Source organism: Barrientosiimonas endolithica (genome assembly GCF_030296655.1).
Lineage (GTDB): Bacteria > Actinomycetota > Actinomycetes > Actinomycetales > Dermatophilaceae > Barrientosiimonas > Barrientosiimonas humi.
On record NZ_AP027735.1, the window covers coordinates 2875211 to 2893219 of the forward strand.

The following is an 18009-nucleotide window of genomic DNA, read 5'->3' on the forward strand; positions in this document are numbered from 1 at the left end:
CTCACTCGTCCGGCACGATCTCGCCGGGCAGCATGCGCACCGCCAGCACCTCGCCGGGCTCGACCCGGGTCTGCTCGGCGGGGACGTACGCGATCGCCTGGGCCGACGCGAGCCCGCCGAGGATGTGGCTGCCCGCGCCGCCGCTCGCCGACACCTGTAGCTCGCCGTCGCGGCGCGCGAGGCGCACCCGCGCCAGCTGCAGCCGCCCCGCGGGCGAGCGCCAGCCGTCGACCACCCGGGCGTGCAGCACCGGCAGCTCGGGCGAGCGCCCGGCCAGCTTGCGCAGCGCCGGCAGCACGAACTCCTGGAAGCTCACCAGCGAGGACACCGGGTTGCCCGGCAGCGCGAACAGCGGCACCCCGCGCCCCCGACCAGGCCGAAGCCCTGCGGCTTGCCCGGCTGCATCGCGACCGACACGAACCGCACGGCGTCGCCCCCGGCGTAGGCGTCCTTGACCGGCTCGTACGCCCCGGCGCTCACCCCGCCCGAGGTCACCACCGCGTCGGCGCTCTCGGCGAGCCGGTCGACGACCGCCCCCAGGTCGTCGTCGTCGCGCACGTGCTCGACCGCCACGACCTCGACGTCGGCGCACAGCGCGAGCGCCCGCAGCATCGGGCCGTTGCTGTCGACGATCTGACCCGGGGCGAGCGGCTGCCCGGGCGGGACGAGCTCGTCGCCCGTGGTCAGCACGGCCAGCCGCGGCCGCGGCACCGCCTGCACGGTCTCGACGCCCGCGGCGACGATCGCCGACAGGTGGTGGGCCAGCAGCAGCGAGCCGGCCGGCACGAGCGGGTCGCCGACGCGCAGGTCTTCCCCCTGATGGCGTACGGCGTTGCCGGGCTCGACCTGCTCGCGCACCTGGACCTGGGTGGTGCCGCCGTCGGTCAGCTCGACCGGGACGATCGCGTCGGCGCCCGCGGGCACCGGCGCGCCGGTCATGATCCGCCAGCACTCCCCCGCCGCCATCCGCTGCTCGCCGGTCGCGCCCGCGCGGATGTCACCGCGCACCGGCAGGCTGGCGGGCACCTCGGCGAGGTCGGCGGCGACCACGGCATAGCCGTCCATCGCCGAGTTGGTGAACGAGGGGAGGTCGAGCCGGCTCGCCACCGGCTCGGCCAGCACGAGGCCGAGCGCGTCGACGGCCGCGACCTCGCGCGCGGGCAGCGGCCGCACCGCGCGCAGGATCGCCGCGCGGTGCTCCTCGAGGGGACGAGTCCCGAGCCGCCGCGCTCGTCGCTCGCGCGGCTGCTCGACCCGGGTGCTGGCGAGGCCATCTCGATCAGTGCGGGGTGACCGACCAGTCGGTGTCGTCCCCGGGGTGCTTGCCCTCCTCGGTGTCGACCCAGTCGCGCACCCACTGGCGGAAGTCCTCGCCGAGGTCGGGGTGGCGCACGGCCAGGCGCACCATGGCCTTGAGGTAGTCGAGCCGGTCACCGGTGTCGTAGCGGCGGCCGCGGAAGATCACGCCGGTGACGCCCTGGCCCGGCTTGTCGAGGCGGGCGGCCTCGGCGAGCGCGTCGGTCAGCTGGATCTCGTTGCCGCGACCGGGCTCGGTCTTCTCGAGCAGGTCGAACATCGAGGGGTCCAGGACGTAGCGGCCGATGATCGCGAGGTTGCTCGGGGCGTCCTCGGCCTTGGGCTTCTCGACCAGACCGGTCACTCGCACCACGTGGTCGACGCCGTCGATCGGCTCGACCGCGGCCGCGCCGTAGAGGTGGATCTGCTCCGGCGGCACCTCCATCAGCGCCACGACGCTGCCGCCGTAGGTCTGCTGCGCGTCGAGCATCTCCTCGAGCAGGTGGTCGCGGTCGTCGATCACGTCGTCGCCGAGCAGCACCGCGAACGGCTCGTTGCCGACGTGCGGGCGGGCGCACAGCACGGCGTGGCCGAGACCGCGCGGCTCGCCCTGGCGCACGAAGTGCACCTCGCCGAGGCCCTGCGACTTCTGCACGCGGCGCAGGCGCAGGTCGTCGCCCTTCTTCTCCAGGGCCTGCTCCAGCTCCCAGTGCCGGTCGAAGTGGTCCTCGAGGGCGGCCTTGTTGCGGCCGGTGATGGTGAGCACGTTGGTGAGACCGGCGCGCGCGGCTTCCTCGACGACGTACTGGATCGCCGGCTTGTCGACGACCGGCAGCATCTCCTTGGGGATGGCCTTGGTCGCCGGGAGGAAACGGGTGCCGAGGCCGGCGGCCGGAATCACGGCCTTGCGGGCTCGGGTTCGCTGCTGCGGTGCGGTCATGGCGGTCAGGCTATCGGCAGCACCCGGGGCTGGACCGGCACCGGCAGACTGGCAGCGTGCCGCCCACCCCGCACCTGCCCGACGACAAGCCCGCGGCCCGCCGCGAGCTGCGCGCCCGCCGTGCCGCGCGCCGTGCCGCGACCGGCCCCGACGAGCGGGCGGCCCAGGCGGCGGCGATCACCGGCCACCTGGCGCCCGTGCTGGACCGGCTGCCGGCCGGCGCGCGGGTCGCGTCGTTCGCGTCGCTGCCGAGCGAGCCGCCGACCGACCACCTCAACCCCGACGTACGCCGTCGCGGGCTCGACCTGCTCCTGCCCCTCCTCCTGCCGGACAAGGACCTGGACTGGCAGCGAGCGACGGGCGGCGAGGCCGCCGCCGCCGAGCCCCTCGGCGTCGACGCGGTCGCCGCCGCGGCGCTGGTGGTCCTGCCCGCCCTGGCGGTCGACCGCACCGGCATGCGCCTCGGCCAGGGCGGCGGGAGCTACGACCGGGCGCTGGCCCGGGTGCCCGCCGGGACCCCGCTGGTCGCGGTGGTGCACGACGACGAGCTGGTCGGGTCGGTGCCGGCCGACCCGCACGACCGGGCGGTCGACGCGGTGGTGACGCCGGCGTACGGCCTGATCGTGCTGCGCCCCGGACCCGGCGCGGACGTGCTGCGAAGATAGGCCGCACCGCCCGCACGCGAGAGGAGACCGGCCATGCCCACACTCGCCGCGGCCACCTCCGTGGGCATCACCGACCGGCTCACCACGCTGCTGCTCATCGGTTCGGTGGTGCTGCTGCTCGGCGTGGCGGCGGTGCGGCTGGCCAACCGGTCGGGGCTGCCGACGCTGCTGCTCTACCTCGGCATCGGCATGGCGCTCGGCAGCAGCGGCCTGGGCATCTCCTTCGACGACGAGGCGATGGCGCAGGCGCTCGGCTACGCCGCGCTCGTGCTGATCCTCGCCGAGGGCGGGCTCACCACCGACTGGTCGGCGATCCGCGGGTCGGTGGGGGCCGCGGCGATGCTCTCGACCGTCGGCGTCGTGGTGTCGGTGCTGGTCGTCGGCGTCGCGGCGAACCTGCTGCTCGGGGTGCCGTGGAACGTCGCGCTGCTCGTCGGCGCGGTGCTCAGCTCGACCGACGCCGCCGCGGTGTTCTCGGTGCTGCGCCGGGTGCCGCTGCCGGCCCGGCTGAGCGGCGTGCTCGAGGCCGAGTCGGGCTTCAACGACGCGCCCGTCGTGCTGCTCGTCGTGGCGCTCGCGGCGCAGGCGACCCCGGGTTCGAGCAGCACAGCTGGGCCTTCGTCGCCGGCGAGGCGATCCTGGAGCTGGCCGGCGGCGCGCTCATCGGGTTCGTGCTCGGCCAGCTCATCGGCCGGCTGCTGCGCTGGGGCGCCCCGGGCTCCTCAGGCCTGTTCTCGATCGCCGTGGTGGGCGTGACCGTGCTGGCGTACGCCGTCGCGGACCTGGTCTCCACCAGCGGCTTCATCGCGACCTACGTCTGCGCGCTGGTGCTCGGCAACCTGCGCCTGCCGCACCGGCAGGCCGTGCGCGGCATCGCCCAGGCGTTCGGCTGGCTGGCCCAGATCGGGCTGTTCGTCATGCTCGGCCTGCTCGCCTTCCCCGAGCGGCTGCTCGCCCAGGTGGTGCCGGCGCTGGTGCTCGGCACGGTGCTGCTGCTGGTCGCGCGGCCGCTGTCGGTCGTCGCGAGCGTCGCGGCCTTCGGCTACTCCTGGCGCGAGCAGGTGTTCCTGTCCTGGGCCGGCCTGCGCGGCGCCGTGCCCATCGTGCTCGCGACCGTCCCGCTGATGCTCGGCACGCCCGGCACCGAGTGGATCTTCGACATGATCTTCGTGCTGGTCATCGTCTTCACGATCGTGCAGGCCCCGACGCTGCCGTGGATCACCCGGCGGCTCGGGCTCGCGCAGGCGGCACCGACGTACGACGTCGAGGTCGAGGCCACCCCGCTGGAAGACCTCGACGCCAACCTGCTGCAGGTCACGATCGGGCAGGAGTCGCGGCTGCACGGGGTCGAGGTGTTCGAGCTGCGGCTGCCGCCCGGCGCCGACATGACCCTCGTGGTGCGCGACGGCACCTCGTTCGTGCCGCACCGGCGCACCGTGCTGCGGCACGGCGACCAGGTGCTCGTCGTCGCGACCGCCGAGGCGCGCGGCGCGGTGGTGGAGCGCATCCAGGCGGTCAGTCGCGCGGGGCGCCTGGCCGGCTGGAACGCCGCCGACGCGGGCTGAGCCGCGGGGTAACCTGGGCCCGCGCCGGTGCCGTCGCCCCGGCACCGTTGCTCCTCGAGCGCCTCGCGCGCACGTCCCACGAAGGTCGAGATGCCCACCTACCCCTACGCCTGCACCGAGTGCGGCCACCAGTTCGAGAAGTACCAGTCGTTCCACGACGACCCGCTCACCGAGTGCCCCGAGTGCGGCGGCAAGCTGCGCAAGGTCTGGGGTTCGGTCGGCGTGGTGTTCAAGGGGTCGGGGTTCTACCGCAACGACAGCCGGTCGGGGTCGGGATCCTCGGGCTCGTCGTCGGGGTCGGGGTCGTCGTCGTCCGACGGTGGCTCGGGGTCGGGCGAGAAGTCCGGGTCCGGCGAGAAGTCGGGCACCAAGAAGGCCGAGGGCAAGAGCGACTCCGGGTCGAGCTCGACCACCTCGTCGGGGTCGTCCGGCTCCGGGGCTGCCTGAGCGGGGCCGTCCTTTCCACAGGGCTGCGCGCGCGGCGCGGGATGCACAGGGGCGGGGCGCGGCCTGCTGGGCGCGGTGCCGCCTCGGTAGTTTCGCCGCATGAGCGCTGCTGCAGCCCCGACGCGTGAGCCGCTCGCCGACATCGGCGTGATCGGCGGCTCCGGTTTCTACTCCTTCCTGTCCTCCCCCGAGCGGCACCGGGTCGAGACGCCGTTCGGCGACCCCAGCGACGAGATCGCGGTGGGCGAGGTCGACGGGCGGCGGGTGGCGTTCCTCGCGCGGCACGGTCAGGGGCACGTGTTCCCGCCGCACCAGGTCAACTACCGGGCGAACCTGTGGGCGCTGCGCAGCCTCGGGGTGCGCCAGGTGCTCGCGCCGTGCGCGGTGGGGTCGCTGCGGCCCGAGCACGGCCCGGGCACGCTCGTCGTGCCCGACCAGGTCGTCGACCGCACGTGGGGGCGGGCGCACACGGTCTACGACGAGCCGGGGCCGGTGGTGCACGTCGCGTTCGCCGACCCCTACTGCCCGCGCGGGCGCGCGGCGGTGCTGGGGGCGAGCGCGGGGTCGCGGCTCGACGCGGTCGACGGCGGCACCCTGGTCGTGATCAACGGGCCGCGCTTCTCCAGCCGCGCCGAGTCGCAGTGGCACCGGGCCGCCGGCTGGTCGGTCGTCGGCATGACCGCGATGCCCGAGGCGAGCGTCGCCCGCGAGCTGGCGATGTGCTACTCCAACGCCTGTCTGGTCACCGATCACGACGCCGGCGTCGAGGGGCAGGAGGCGGTCACGCACGAGGCGGTGCTGCAGCAGTTCGCGCGCTCGATCGACGACCTGAAGGGCCTGCTGCGCGAGGCGATCGCGCGGCTGCCCGAGCCGGAGCCCGACGACACCGCCCGCTGCGCCTGCCGCCGCTCGCTCGACGGCTTGACCCTGCCGTTCGAGCTGCCATGAGCGCTCGAAGCAGGTCGAGTAGGCCCGCGAGGGACGAGCGGGCCGTATCGAGACCCCGCGCCCAAGCCGGTCGAGCCCAAGCCGGTCGAGTAGGTCGCGCCCAAGCCGGTCGAGCAGGTCGCGCCCAAGCCGGTCGAGTAGGTCGCGAGGAACGAGCGACCGTATCGAGACCGCTGGACAGGTCGAGCAGACCCTCCCGCCGCGAGGCCACCCGCCGCCTCCGGCTGCGCCGCGTGCTCACCGCCGCCCTGGCAGCGCTGGCCGTCACGGTGGGGCTGACGGCGATGCGGCCGGCCCCCGAGCCGACCCGTCCGGTGCCGGTGGCGGCGCGCGACCTCCCGGCCGGTCACCTGCTGCGGGCCGACGACGTCGAGACGGTGCAGTGGCCGGCGCGGCTGGTCGAGCAGGTGGCGGGCGAGGGTCAGCCGACCGCGGCCTCGCTCGCCGGTCGCCGCGTGGTGGGTCCGGTCCGCGGCGGCGAGCCGGTGACCACCGCCCGGCTGCTGACACCGGCCACCCTGCCCGGCACGTCCGCCGGCGACGTGGTGCTGAGCCTGCCGTCCGACGACGCCGCCCTCACCGAGATGCTGCGCCCCGGCGACCGGGTCGACGTCTTCGACCAGCAGGGCACCCCGGCCGCGCGCGGCGTGCGGGTGCTGGCCGTGGTGCCCGCCGGCGACGAGGCCGGACCACGGGCCGCGGCGTCGGTGCTGGTGGCGGTGCCGCGGACGTACGTCGGGGCGGTGGCGAGCGCCCGCAGCGGCGGGCCGGGCGGCACCGCGCCGGTCGTCCTGGCGCTGGACGCCGGATGATTGGCCCGCCAATAGCACAGACACGCCGCAGATGCGCAGGGTTTGGTCATACCCGGGGGCTGAAATATCGCTACAGTCGCGGGCGATCACCCCCTAGACCAAAGGAATCACCCCATGAAGGGCTTCAAGGAGTTCCTCTTCCGCGGCAACGTGGTCGAGCTCGCCGTCGCGGTCGTCATCGGCTCCGCGTTCGCGGCCGTCGTCGACAAGTTCGTCTCCTCGATCATCACCCCGCTGCTGAACTCGTTCGGCGGTGCGAACACGCAGGGCCTCGGTTTCCGCATCAAGTCGGGTCAGGCCAACACGTTCGTCGACCTGTCGGCGATCATCAACGCCCTCATCGTGTTCCTGCTGACCGCCGCGGTCGTCTACTTCCTGCTGATCCTGCCGATGAACAAGCTGCAGGAGCGCCGCAAGGCCGGCGTCGAGGACCCGATCGAGCCGACCGAGCTCGAGCTGCTCGCCGAGATCCGCGACGAGCTGCGCGCCCGCCGCTGACCGACCTGCTGCACCGCTGACGAACGGCGGCTCCCTCACCGAGGGAGCCGCCGTTCGTAGTTTTGACGGGCCTAGCGCCCCCAGTGCGGCGGACGCTGCTCGCGCAGCCAGCGGGTGCGCTCGTCGTCGCGCTCGCCGCCCCGTTCGGGCTCCACGTCGTCGCTGGTCTGGTCGGGCCGGCCGCCGCGCTGCTCGACGCCGCCGGTGGCCTCGCGGGTCGCGCGGCGGTGGCGACGCGCGGGGCGCGCGCCGCTCACGACGTACGCCCTCGTCGCCGGGCCTGGGCTCGCTCCAGCGACACCCGCTGCACCGTGTTCTGGATGCGGGCGACGTCGCGGGCCGGGTCGCGGAAGACGTCGACGGTCCAGACCCGCTCGTAGGCCCAGCCGAAGCGGCGCAGCAGGTCGGGGCGCAGCCGGTCGCGGTCGCGCACGCCGGAGATCGAGGCATAACCGGGCCCGTCGGTCTCGACGGCCACGATCGGCTCGTCCGGGTGCGCGGGGTCGTGCACCACCAGGTCGATGGGCAGGATCGACCGGCCGTAGCCGGTGCTGACGACGAGTCCCTTGTCGCGCAGGCGTTTCGCGAGGTCGGAGACGACCGGTGACACCGGACGCTGCGCGGGTCGCGGCGCCACCTGCTGGTCGACCACGCTGCCGGTCGAGGCGACCCTGCGGCGGCGACCGCCGATGCGCGCGACGCCGCGCGGCACCTCCTGGTCCTGCGGCTGCTGGTCGCCGCCGACCGAGGCGAGCAGGCTGCGCAGCAGCTGGGCTCCCTTGGAGCGCAACCGGTTCGGGGCGAGGTCACCGGCCGTCACGGTCGACACGACGGTGAGCCGGCGGCGGGCGCGGGTGGTCGCCACGGCGAGCAACCGTTCGCCGCCGGGCGCACCCAGCCCGGCGACGTCGTACGTCACGGCGCCGTCGGCGCCCCGGCCGAAGCCGACGGTGAGGATCACCGCGTCCCACTCCTCGCCCTGAGCGTCGGTGACGTCGCGCACCGACACCGCCGCAGCGACGGCCGGATCGAGCGCCGCCCGCAGCGCCGCGTCGACCTGCTCGGCGTGCGGGGCGCTGAGCGAGACGACGCCGACCGACTCCTCGGCGTGCTCGCGCAGCTGGGCGAGCACCAGGTCGACGACGCGCTGCACCTCGGCGGGGCTGGTCGTGCCGTCGCCGTGCGCGCCGTCGACGCGCTCGAAGCCCACGACCTCCTCGGCCCCGGGCGAGGGCAGCGTGACGAGGGTGCCGCCGTAGACCTCGGCGTTCGCGAACGAGACCAGCCGCTCGTCGGCGGAGCGGTAGTGCCAGGTCAGCGGCTGCTGCGGCAGCAGCGGGCCGAGCACGTCGATCACCGAGTCGCCGGTGCCGACCGCGGCGGGGCGCTGGTCGTCGGCGGTGACCGTGAACGGCTGCGGCCGCAGCTGCTGCGGGTCGCCGCTGAGCACGACCTGCTCGCCGCGGGCGATGGCCGACACGGCCTGGGCGGGACTCACGAGCGAGGCCTCGTCGATCACGACCACGTCGAACCACAGGCCCGGCGGCACGTGCTCGGCGACGGTCAGCGGGCTCATCGCCCAGCACGGCCGGACCGAGGTCATCAGCTCCGGCGCGGCCGCCAGCAGCTCGCGCCACGGCATCGCCTGGTCGCCGCGCGCCGCCTGCTCGCGCAGCAGCTGCACCTGGTCGGGGAAGTCCTGGGCGACCCGGCGCACCTGGCGGTCGAAATCGGCGCGCGCCCGCCGCCGCGACCGCTCCAGCTGGGCCTGGTCGTCGTCGGCGAACTGCTCGGCGGCGCGGCGCAGCTCCTCGCCGTCGTGCCGGGCGTACGCCTCGTCGCGGGTCTTGATCTCGTCGAGCACCGAGCTCCACCAGACGAAGTCGAGCTCTTCGGGCACCCGCTCGACCGGCAGGTGGCGCGCCGCGAAGTCGTCGACGAGCGGGCCGAGGTGCTCGCGGCGCAGCTCGTCCACGCGGGTGACGGTCGCGGCCGTGGCGGTCAGCCGGTCGTCGTGGGCGGCCAGGTCGTCGAGCCGGGCCTGCAGGTCGTCCAGGTCGAGCCGGACCAGGTCGCCGCCGTCGCGCGTCGGCTCCAGCCGGGCGCCGAGCCACTCCAGCTCCTCGCGGAAGGTCTCCTGCTCGCGCTCGACCTCGGGCACCTCGACCGGTGCGCTGGGGCGCGAGCCGGGGCCGCTCTGCTCGTTCCACTGCGCCTTCTGCGCGGCGGCGAGCACGAGCACGCCGTGCAGGTCCTTGGGCGGCGGGCCGGGCCGCAGCAGCTCGCGGGCCTGGCTGCGCAGCCGGCGACGCTCCAGCAGACCGACGTCGTCGCCGCGCTCCTGCTCGGCCCGCTCGCGGCGGGAGGCCGTGGCGCGCACGAGCTGGTCGAGCGGTGCCTCGAAGATCTCGGGGCGGAAGATCTCCAGCGTCGAGAAGACCCGGCCCATGAGGTCCAGCTGCTCGTCGGCCTCGAGCACCGTGCGCGGGCGGCGCAGACCGACCTGGGCGGCGAGATCGCCCACGCGAGAACGGTATTCGGCCAGCCCCCACCCGACAGGCGCTGCACCAGCTCGCGCGTGCGTCGGGTCTGGTCCTCGCCGACGACGCGGGCGGCGTACCACGGGTCGGGGCCGGGCTCGCTGGACCAGGCGCCGGCGCGGGCCAGCTCGACCAGCCGCTCCGACACCTCGCCGCGACGCTCGTCGGGGATGCGGTGCAACCGGCTGCCCACGAGGCGTACGCGCGAGTGCGGCGGGTGCTCCAGCGCGGCCAGCTCGGCGATGCGGGTCTGCGCCTCGTCGGCCGACACGCCCCACGGCTCGCGGGCCTCGTGCATGGCGCGGCGGTGCTCGGCCAGGCGGTCGCGGGCGGCGCTCAGCGTGGAGCCGGAGCTCTCCGCGCCCGAGGCGGCGTCGGACGGGGCGGTGTCCGACTCGGCGTCCGCAGCGTCCGGGGCGGTCTCCGGCTGGGCGAGCGCCCGGTCGATGGTGGCGACCAGGTCGGCGGGTGTCGCGCGGTCCACGTCGAGCACGAGCTCGGCGAGGCCGTGCTCCCCCAGTCGGGCGCGGACGTCCTGCAGCGCGCTGCGCTTGGGCGAGGTGAGCAGCACGCGGCGGCCGCGCGAGGACAGCGTGGCGATGAGGTCGACGATCGTCTGGGTCTTGCCCGTGCCGGGCGGACCGTTCAGCAGCAGGTGCGAGCCGGCCTCGACGGCGTCGATCGCGGCGCGCTGGCTGGCGTCGGCGTCGACGACGATGCGCTCCTGCTCCAGGTCGGGGTCGGCCTCGGCCGGCGGCGCCGTGGCGCCGACGTGGGCGACGGCCTCGGGGTCGCCGATCATCGCCGCGACGGCCGGGTGCGCCGCGAGGGTCATGCCGTTGTTCGCCAGGTCGCCGATCATCGGGGCCTTGGCGGTGGAGAAGGTCGACAGCACCAGGCTCGGGCGCACGTCGAACCCGGGCAGCCCGGCGCACTGCGAGCGCAGCCAGGCGTAGGCGCCCTCGGGCGAACCGTGTCCTCGACCGGCGGCGGCGACCAACCAGTCGGCGGTGATGTCGACGCCGCGCTCGCTGCGCAGGTAGTCCAGCAGCACCGGGTTGGCGACCAGGGAGGAGGCGACGTCGAGCAGCACGTCGCCGCCGCGGGCGTCGGTGGGGCGCAGCGTGACCCGGCGCAGCAGCACGGGGGCGACCGGCCGGCGGGGATAGCTCGGGGGCACGTCCCACGACGCGAGTCCCATGGCGACGTACGTCGTGCGCAGCCCGTGCTCGCGCTCCAACCGGTCGGCGTGCCGCCAGATCGCCCGGACCCGGCGCAGCGACTCGGCGAAGGCGTCGGCCGAGCGCACCAGCTCGGAGAGCCGGACGGGGTTGCCGGCGAGCAGCTTGGCGACGCCGGCGGGGTGGGCGGTGGTCAGGTCGAGCGAGCCCGACGGGGTCGGCTCGAACCACAGCAGCGGGTTGCGCCCGCCGAGCTCGACCAGCTCGCGGCGCCAACCGTCGAGGACGGCGGCGAACCCGTCCTGGGTCTGCGGGCGCATGCCGTCGCTCGAGGGGCTGGTCACGCCGCCGAGGTTAGTCGGCCGGGGTCGGCGAGCGGTGCAGGACCGGTTCCCACCCGATCGCAGGTGTGCCGCGGAGGCGACACGGGGTGAACGAGCACCTCCTGGAGCGCGCGGAGGGCGTACTCCTGGAAGATGGGCGCAACCTGATCGGGAGGTCCCGCATGCCACGCCGCACCGTCGCGCAGCAGACCGACTCGCCGCCCACCCGCGCCGCCGTCATCGGCGACGGCGTGAAGTGGACGGCGAGCTGGGCGCTGCGCATCGCCGTCATCCTGCTCTCGCTGTGGGTGCTGATGAAGGCACTCGCCCCGCTGTGGATCGCGATCCTGCCGATCCTGCTCGGACTGGTGATCGCCACCGTGCTGTGGCCGCCGGTGCGCTGGCTGCGCAGCAAGGGGTGCCCCGGCGCTCGCCGCGGCGCTGTCGCTGCTGCTGGGCTTCCTCATCATCTTCACAACCGGGGCCATGATCGGCCGCTCCGTGGCCTCGCAGGCGCCGGAGCTGGCGAGCCAGGCGAGCGCCGGTGTGACGCGCGTGCAGGACTGGCTGGAGGGCCCCCGCTGAACATCCGCCCGCAGGACATCGACTCCGGCGTGCAGGCCGTCACCGGCAAGCTGACCGAGAGCGGCAGCCAGATCGCGAGCGGCGTGCTCGGCGGCGTCTCCTCCACCGTGTCGGTGCTGGTGAGCCTGGTGCTGGCGCTGATCCTGGCGTTCTTCATGGTCAAGGACGGCCCGAAGTTCCTGCCGTGGACCCGCCGGGTGTGCGGCGAGCGCGCCGGCGGCCACCTCACCGAGCTGCTGTCGCGCATGTGGAAGACCCTCGGTGGCTTCATCCGCGCGCAGGCGCTGGTGTCGCTGGTCGACGCGGTCTTCATCGGCCTGGGGCTGTTCTTCCTCGGCATCCCGCTGTGGCTGCCGCTGGCCGTGATCACCTTCTTCGGCGGCTTCATCCCGATCGTCGGTGCCACGGTCGCCGGCGCCCTGGCCGTGCTGGTGGCACTGGTCTCGACCTCGCTGACCAAGGCGCTGCTGGTGCTGCTGCTGGTGCTCGCGGTGCAGCAGATCGAGGGCAACGTGCTGCAGCCGATCCTGCAGTCGCGCACCATGTCGCTGCACCCCGGCCTGGTGATCCTCAGCGTGACCGTCGGCTCGAGCATGCGCGGCGTCATCGGCGCCTTCCTCGCGGTGCCGGCCGCGGCGCTGCTGGTCGTGCTGCTGCGCTACCTGCAGGAGCAGATCGACCTGCGCAGCGGCGAGAAACGCGCCGACGAGCTGGACTACCTGACCGAGGAGGGCCAACAGGTCGCCCAGGTGCAGCAGTCGAACGCGGTGGCGTCGCAGGGTTGAGGCCACGGCGCCCGCGCGGGCGGTCGAGCGCACGGGCGGTCGAGCGCGCTGCCGGTCCTCGGCGGCGGCTTTACTCTGGGGCGCCTGGTGCGCCACCGCCCGCCCGGCCAGGCGACGGGCTGCATCGGTGACTCGGATCGGTGACCAACCGTGCGCTCTGCCGCACGTTTCCTCACCGATGCAGGTCACCTATCCAGCCGGCGAGGGCGTACGTCGGCGCAGCCACTCCCCCGCCCTCACCTAGACTCGTGCCGCCCCGCCCTCGTAGCTCAGGGGATAGAGCACCGCTCTCCTAAAGCGGGTGTCGGCAGTTCGAATCTGCCCGAGGGCACCACGCAGGACTCCCCGGCCCACGGACCCTCAACCGGCCTCGGACGGCGCTCCGTTCCTGCGCTGCCACCAGTGACGAACGGCGTCGGGGACGAACCAGAACATCAGCGCCGCGGCGGCCGTGATCGCCCCCACCATGACGGCGAAGGGGAGGAGGTCACCGCCGCTCGGAGGGTCCACCGCCACGTCTGTCCCGCCATCTCCCTGCCGCGCCAGGAGCACCGACTCCCCGCGGACGTAGTTGTCGGGACAGCTGCGGACCTCCACGGTCGATGGCAGACCGGGGCGAGGAGATTCCACCCGCAGCGTGGCGACCTCTTCGTCAGTGCTGTCGAACAGATCGCGCCCGCATGACGTTTGCTGACCGCTGAGCTCCACCGCGACGACCTCGGCGCGTTCCCGCGGGACGTCCCGCGCGGCGGCGTAGTCGATCCCGATGAGGACCAGACCGAGCAACGCCCCGAAGACGAAGAAACCGGCGCTCTTGAGCAGGCCACTGAACCACCAGGGTTCTTCGTCGTCCGAGTTCGGCTCCGCGTCGCGCGGGACCCAGCGTTGCGCCTCCTCCACGCGCTGACTGTATGCGTGTGGGCCGCGGCGCAGCGCCGAGTAGACCCCCACCGAGCCAGAATCGGCCCCGCCCGGAAGGTGGAGACCGCCGGAAGCCTCGGGGAAGCCCCGGGGCCGGCCCGTCCCCTGTGGTTGCATATTGAGGTGGCCACGTCCATCCGCGCTGCAACGGCAGACGACATCGACTCGCTCGTAAATCTGGAGTCTCGACTCTTTGAGTCGGACGCAGGCGTCCACGATCCCGCCGTCGACAAGACGTGGCCGCAGCGAAAGGGGCGGGCCGACTTCGAGAATCTCCTGTCAGAGACCAAGTCGCTAGTCCTAGTCGCCTCAGACGGACCTGACGTATACGGCCACCTTGTCGGCTGGGTCAGCAAGAGCAGCGATGTACGGCGCGGACAGGTCATCGGCTATGTGCGCAGCCTGTTCGTGGATGAACACTTACGACGCCGCCATCTGGCTCACGACTTACTAGATTAGTTCATGAAGTGGTCAAAGCGGGAGCACGGAGCCGCGTCAATATCAGTGACCGCCTACGCAGGAAATCACGCCGCCCGGGCGTTCTACGCCGCCCTTGGTTTCAAGACCCTCAACGTCGTCCTGACAAACGAAGAACAGCACGGGCCCCAGACCGTGGACACGCCGCGTGCCTAGTACGCGCGCGGCTCCGAGTCACGCGGCCAGCGCGACGGATCTGAACAGATCCGGGAGCAGCATTTCGCAGAACTTCGCCCTACCGTCCGGCGGTTTCGAAGAAGGTGGTGCACGCCCGGGCGATCGCGCCGCCTGCTGGGACACCGCGGCTCCACTGTGACGCACGCCTCACCAGCCAGCGAGGGGCCACCACGGACCACGAACCCGCAGGTCAGAGGCCCTTCTCACCGCCCGCCCACACCGCCTGTGAGCACCCCGTCACCTCGGTGAAACACGAGGCGGCGGCGGGCGAAACACGGCGTTCCTAACGTCCCCGCATCCGCTCACCGCACGGGTGGGCCGAAGCGGAAGGCGCCACGCCATGACCTCTGAGCTGGCAGCGCGCAGCGCGATCACGCTCGACCGCCCCGTCGAGACCCCGACCGGCATCGCCGAACGACCGGGCCGCTGGATCGACGGGTGGAACCCCGAGGACCGCGAGCAGTGGACGACGTACGGCTCGCGGGTCGCCCGGCGCAACCTCGTCGTCTCCGTCTTCGCCGAGTTCCTCGGCTTCGGCGTCTTCGCGCTGTGGAGCATCGTGGTGCCGCAGCTCAATGCGGCCGGGTTCTCCCTCACCCTGAACCAGCAGTTCTGGCTCGTCTCGATCCCGGTGCTGGTGGGCGCGACGCTGCGCGTGCCGTACAGCCTGGCCGTGCCGCGCTTCGGCGGGCGCAACTTCACCATCGCCTCGGCCCTGCTCCTCCTGCTCCCCGCGCTCGGTCTCGCATGGGCGGTCTCCGACCCGCAGACACCCTTCGGCGTGCTGCTGCTGGTCGCCTCGCTCGCCGGGCTCGGCGGGGGCAACTTCGCCTCGTCGATGACCAACATCTCCTTCTTCTACCCCAACGCGGAGAAGGGAAAAGCGTTGGGGCTCAACGCTGCTGGCGGCAACCTCGGCACCGCCGCCGTGCAGCTCGCCGTGCCGCTGGTCATCACCGCAGGTGCCGGCCTCGCCCTCGACCGCGCCGGTCTGATGTTCGTCCCGCTCGTCGTCCTCGCCGCCGTGCTGGCCTGGCGGCTGATGGACAACCTGTCGGCCGCGACCAGCAACCGCGAGAGCTTCACCGCCGCGCTGCGGATGCGCCACACGTGGGTGCTGTCGTTCGTCTACCTCGGCACGTTCGGCTCGTTCATCGGATTCAGCGGCGCCTTCCCGACCCTGCTGAAGTCGCAGTTCCCCGACGTCTCGCTGTCCCTGGCCTTCCTCGGCGCCCTGGTCGGCTCGCTCAGTCGTCCCGCCGGCGGCTGGTTCGCCGACCGCGTCGGCGGCGCCCGCGTCACGGTCGTGGCGCTCGGCGCGATGGCGGCCGGTGCGCTCGGGGCGATCGCCGGGCTGCAGCAGGGCAGCCTGCCGATCTTCTTCGGCTCGTTCCTGCTGCTGTTCGTGTTCACCGGCGTCGGCAACGGCTCGGTCTATCGGATGATCCCCGTCGTCTTCCACCTCACGGCCGCTGACCGCAGCCCCGCCGGCATCGCGGCGGCGCGTGCCGTCGCGGGCGGCGCCATCGGCATCGTCGGCGCGATCGGGGCGTACGGCGGCTTCCTCATCCCCCGCGGTTTCGCCGTCTCGCAGAGCGCGACCGGCGGGCTGGCCGCCGCCCTGCTCGTCATCGTGGGTGCGTACGTCGTCATGGCCGGCGTCACCTGGCTCGCCTACGGCCGCAGCAGCAGCGAGCTCGGACGGGCCCGGGTCTGATGAGCGAGCGCACCGAGACGCACTGCCCCTACTGCGCGCTGCAGTGCGGCATACAGCTCACCCCCGCCGACGGCACCGTCTCGGCGGAGCCCCGCGACTTCCCGACCAACCGGGGCGGCCTCTGCCAGAAGGGATGGACCGCCCCCGCGCTGCTGCGCGCGACCGACCGGATCACCACCCCGTTGGTGCGCGACGCGTCCGGTGAGCTGCGCCCCACGAGCTGGGAGCAGGCGTACGGCCGGATCGTCGACGGGGTCCGGGCCGCCCAGGCCCGGCGTGGTCCGGACGCTGTTGCGGTGTTCGGAGGCGGCGGCCTGACCAACGAAAAGGCTTACAGCTTGGGCAAGTTCGCTCGCATCGCGCTCGGCACCCGGCTCATCGACTACAACGGCAGATTCTGTATGTCGTCGGCGGCTGCGGCCGGCAACCGCGCCTTCGGGCTCGACCGGGGTCTGCCGTTCCCGCTCACCGACCTCGACGGGGCCGACGCCGTGCTGCTCGTCGGGAGCAACCTCGCCGAGACGATGCCGCCGTCCGTGCAGCACCTGTCCGGGCCGCGCTCCCGCGGCGGTCTCGTCGTCATCGACCCGCGGCACACACCCACCGCCGCGCTGACCGACGACGGCGCCGGGCTGCACCTGCAGGCCCTCCCCGGCACCGACCTGGTCGTGCTCCTGGGCCTGCTGCACCTGGCGATCCAGGGCGAGGCCGTCGACGCCCGCTATCTCCGGGATCGCGTCACCGGCTGGGACGGGGTCGCCCGGGCCGCCGTGCAGTGGTGGCCCGAGCGCGTCGAGCGGGCCACCGGCGTGCCGGTCGAGCAGCTTCGGCGGGCCGCCGAGATCCTTTGCGCCGCAACGCCGTCAGCCGGAGGACGCGGTGCCTACGTGCTGACCGGACGCGGCGCCGAGCAGCACGCCCACGGGACCGACACGGTCACCGCTGCCATCAACCTCTCGCTGGCGCTCGGCCTCTGCGGACGCGAGGGCAGCGGATACGGGTGCATCACCGGGCAGGGCAACGGCCAGGGCGGTCGCGAGCACGGTCAGAAGGCCGACCAGCTTCCGGGGTACCGCCGCATCGACGACCCCGACGCGCGGGAGCACGTCGCGCAGGTGTGGGGCGTCGACGCCAGCTCGATCCCCGGCCCCGGCGTCCCCGCTGTCGAGCTGCTGCGCAGCCTCGGCACCACGAGCGGGCCCAGCGTCCTGCTCGTCCACGGCGCCAACCCCGCCGTGAGCGCACCCGACCTCACCGCGGTGCAGGAGCGGCTGCGGTCGCTCGACCTGCTCGTCGTCTGCGACTTCGTCCCGTCGGAGACCGCACAGCTCGCGGACGTGGTGCTCCCCACCACCCAGTGGGCCGAGGAGAGCGGCACGATGACCAACCTCGAGGGCCGGATCCTGATGCGGCGCAGGGCAGTTCGACCGCCGGACGGTGTCCGCGACGAGCTGCGCATCTGGCACGACCTGGCGGCCCGGCTCGGCTGCGCGGCGACCTTCGCGACCGACCCGGCGCAGGTGCTCGACGAGCTCGCCCGCGCCAGCGCCGGCGGCATCGCGGACTACGGCGGCGTCAGCTGGGAGCGGCTGCAGGCCGGCGAGGCGATCCACTGGCCCTGCCCCCGCCCGGACCACCCCGGCACCCCGCGCCTGTTCCTCGACTCCTTCGCCACGGCGGACGGCCGCGCCCGGATGGTCCCGGTCGACGCCGCGCCCGTCGATGACGACCTGCGCCCCGGGGCCCCGCTCTACCTGATCACCGGCCGGCTGCTGCAGCACTACCAGTCCGGCGCCCAGACCCGCAGGATCGGCCAGCTCACCCGTGGCGCGACCCAGGCGTTCGTCCAGCTCCACCCGATCACAGCCCAACGGCTCGGTGTCGAGGAAGGCACCGACGTCACCGTGACCTCCGCCCGCGGCTCGGCCACCGCGCCGGCGCGGCTGTCGCGGACCCTGCGACCCGAGGTGGTGTTCATGCCGTTCCACTTCGCCGGGACCCAGGCGGCCAACAACCTGACCAACCCGGCCACCGACCCGATCAGCGGCATGCCCGAGTTCAAGGTGTGCGCCGTGGATGTCGTTGCCGCTCGGTCGATCCCGCTGACGGAGGAGGCGTCGTGACCGCCGCGC

18 protein-coding genes and 1 tRNA gene are annotated in these 18009 nt (G+C 73.7%); 12 read left to right on the forward strand and 7 right to left on the reverse strand.

Going from position 1 to position 18009, the window contains the following annotated elements; translation table 11 throughout:
• Position 1: 1 nt before the first annotated feature.
• From QUE40_RS14590 to galU, 3 genes are all read right to left on the reverse strand, one after another.
• Positions 2-358, reverse strand: a complete 357-nt coding sequence (locus tag QUE40_RS14590) for a MoeA family protein (protein WP_289231402.1) — start codon at positions 356-358, stop codon at positions 2-4.
• Positions 313-1173, reverse strand: coding sequence for a molybdopterin molybdotransferase MoeA (locus tag QUE40_RS14595; protein WP_289231403.1), 861 nt, complete (start codon positions 1171-1173; stop codon positions 313-315). The genes QUE40_RS14590 and QUE40_RS14595 overlap by 46 nt, the downstream gene beginning before the upstream one ends.
• Before the next feature lie 106 nt (positions 1174-1279).
• Positions 1280-2236 (reverse strand): UTP--glucose-1-phosphate uridylyltransferase GalU, encoded by a 957-nt coding sequence (gene galU / locus QUE40_RS14600; RefSeq protein WP_142006499.1) that lies wholly within the window; start codon positions 2234-2236, stop codon positions 1280-1282.
• A 56-nt stretch (positions 2237-2292) separates the two neighbouring features.
• On the opposite strand from galU, the gene QUE40_RS14605 reads away from it, so the two are divergent.
• The 7 genes from QUE40_RS14605 (at position 2293) to mscL (ending at position 7171) form a co-directional block, all read left to right on the forward strand.
• Entirely contained in the window at positions 2293-2901 is a 609-nt protein-coding gene (locus QUE40_RS14605) for a 5-formyltetrahydrofolate cyclo-ligase (RefSeq protein WP_289231404.1), read from the forward strand.
• A gap of 33 nt (positions 2902-2934) precedes the next feature.
• A complete protein-coding gene (locus tag QUE40_RS14610) occupies positions 2935-3657 on the forward strand; it encodes a cation:proton antiporter domain-containing protein (RefSeq protein WP_289231405.1) in 723 nt (240 codons plus the stop codon).
• Complete coding sequence (locus QUE40_RS14615; RefSeq protein ID WP_289233097.1) at positions 3564-4466, forward strand: cation:proton antiporter domain-containing protein; 903 nt, start codon at positions 3564-3566, stop codon at positions 4464-4466. The genes QUE40_RS14610 and QUE40_RS14615 overlap by 94 nt, the downstream gene beginning before the upstream one ends.
• 90 nt (positions 4467-4556) lie before the next feature.
• Positions 4557-4913, forward strand: coding sequence for an FmdB family zinc ribbon protein (locus QUE40_RS14620; protein WP_289231406.1), 357 nt, complete (start codon positions 4557-4559; stop codon positions 4911-4913).
• Between the two features lie 99 nt (positions 4914-5012).
• Positions 5013-5861: an S-methyl-5'-thioadenosine phosphorylase gene (locus tag QUE40_RS14625; RefSeq protein WP_289231407.1), complete on the forward strand. Its 849-nt coding sequence runs from the start codon at positions 5013-5015 to the stop codon at positions 5859-5861.
• 233 nt (positions 5862-6094) lie between these two features.
• Entirely contained in the window at positions 6095-6673 is a 579-nt protein-coding gene (locus QUE40_RS14630) for an SAF domain-containing protein (protein WP_289231408.1), read from the forward strand.
• A 114-nt stretch (positions 6674-6787) separates the two neighbouring features.
• Positions 6788-7171, forward strand: coding sequence for a large conductance mechanosensitive channel protein MscL (mscL, locus tag QUE40_RS14635; RefSeq protein ID WP_289231409.1), 384 nt, complete (start codon positions 6788-6790; stop codon positions 7169-7171).
• Between the two features lie 71 nt (positions 7172-7242).
• Here mscL and QUE40_RS14640 read toward each other — a convergent pair whose 3' ends face one another.
• The 3 genes from QUE40_RS14640 to QUE40_RS14650 are packed head-to-tail and all read right to left on the reverse strand — an operon-like array spanning position 7243 to position 11236.
• Positions 7243-7428 (reverse strand): hypothetical protein, encoded by a 186-nt coding sequence (locus QUE40_RS14640; RefSeq protein WP_289231410.1) that lies wholly within the window; start codon positions 7426-7428, stop codon positions 7243-7245.
• Positions 7425-9146: an AAA domain-containing protein gene (locus QUE40_RS14645; RefSeq protein ID WP_289233098.1), complete on the reverse strand. Its 1722-nt coding sequence runs from the start codon at positions 9144-9146 to the stop codon at positions 7425-7427. Before QUE40_RS14645 ends, QUE40_RS14640 begins: the two co-directional genes overlap by 4 nt.
• A gap of 26 nt (positions 9147-9172) precedes the next feature.
• A complete protein-coding gene (locus QUE40_RS14650) occupies positions 9173-11236 on the reverse strand; it encodes an AAA domain-containing protein (protein WP_289231411.1) in 2064 nt (687 codons plus the stop codon).
• Positions 11237-11397: 161 nt separating this feature from the next.
• On the opposite strand from QUE40_RS14650, the gene QUE40_RS14655 reads away from it, so the two are divergent.
• Together QUE40_RS14655 and QUE40_RS14660 are read left to right on the forward strand one after the other, a co-directional pair.
• On the forward strand, positions 11398-12585 hold the full coding sequence (locus QUE40_RS14655; protein WP_289231412.1) for an AI-2E family transporter: 1188 nt from the start codon (positions 11398-11400) through the stop codon (positions 12583-12585).
• A gap of 258 nt (positions 12586-12843) precedes the next feature.
• Positions 12844-12919, forward strand: a tRNA-Arg gene (locus QUE40_RS14660).
• Between the two features lie 26 nt (positions 12920-12945).
• Here the strand turns inward: QUE40_RS14660 and QUE40_RS14665 are convergent.
• Positions 12946-13485 carry a hypothetical protein gene (locus QUE40_RS14665; RefSeq protein ID WP_289231413.1) on the reverse strand — a complete coding sequence of 180 codons (540 nt, stop codon included), beginning with the start codon at positions 13483-13485 and terminating at the stop codon, positions 12946-12948.
• Between the two features lie 144 nt (positions 13486-13629).
• On the opposite strand from QUE40_RS14665, the gene QUE40_RS14670 reads away from it, so the two are divergent.
• The 3 genes from QUE40_RS14670 (at position 13630) to QUE40_RS14680 (ending at position 18000) form a co-directional block, all read left to right on the forward strand.
• Positions 13630-13965: a GNAT family N-acetyltransferase gene (locus tag QUE40_RS14670; protein ID WP_289231414.1), complete on the forward strand. Its 336-nt coding sequence runs from the start codon at positions 13630-13632 to the stop codon at positions 13963-13965.
• A gap of 535 nt (positions 13966-14500) precedes the next feature.
• Positions 14501-15877 (forward strand): MFS transporter, encoded by a 1377-nt coding sequence (locus QUE40_RS14675; protein ID WP_289231415.1) that lies wholly within the window; start codon positions 14501-14503, stop codon positions 15875-15877.
• On the forward strand, positions 15877-18000 hold the full coding sequence (locus QUE40_RS14680; protein ID WP_289231416.1) for a molybdopterin oxidoreductase family protein: 2124 nt from the start codon (positions 15877-15879) through the stop codon (positions 17998-18000). The genes QUE40_RS14675 and QUE40_RS14680 overlap by 1 nt, the downstream gene beginning before the upstream one ends.
• Positions 18001-18009: the final 9 nt, after the last annotated feature.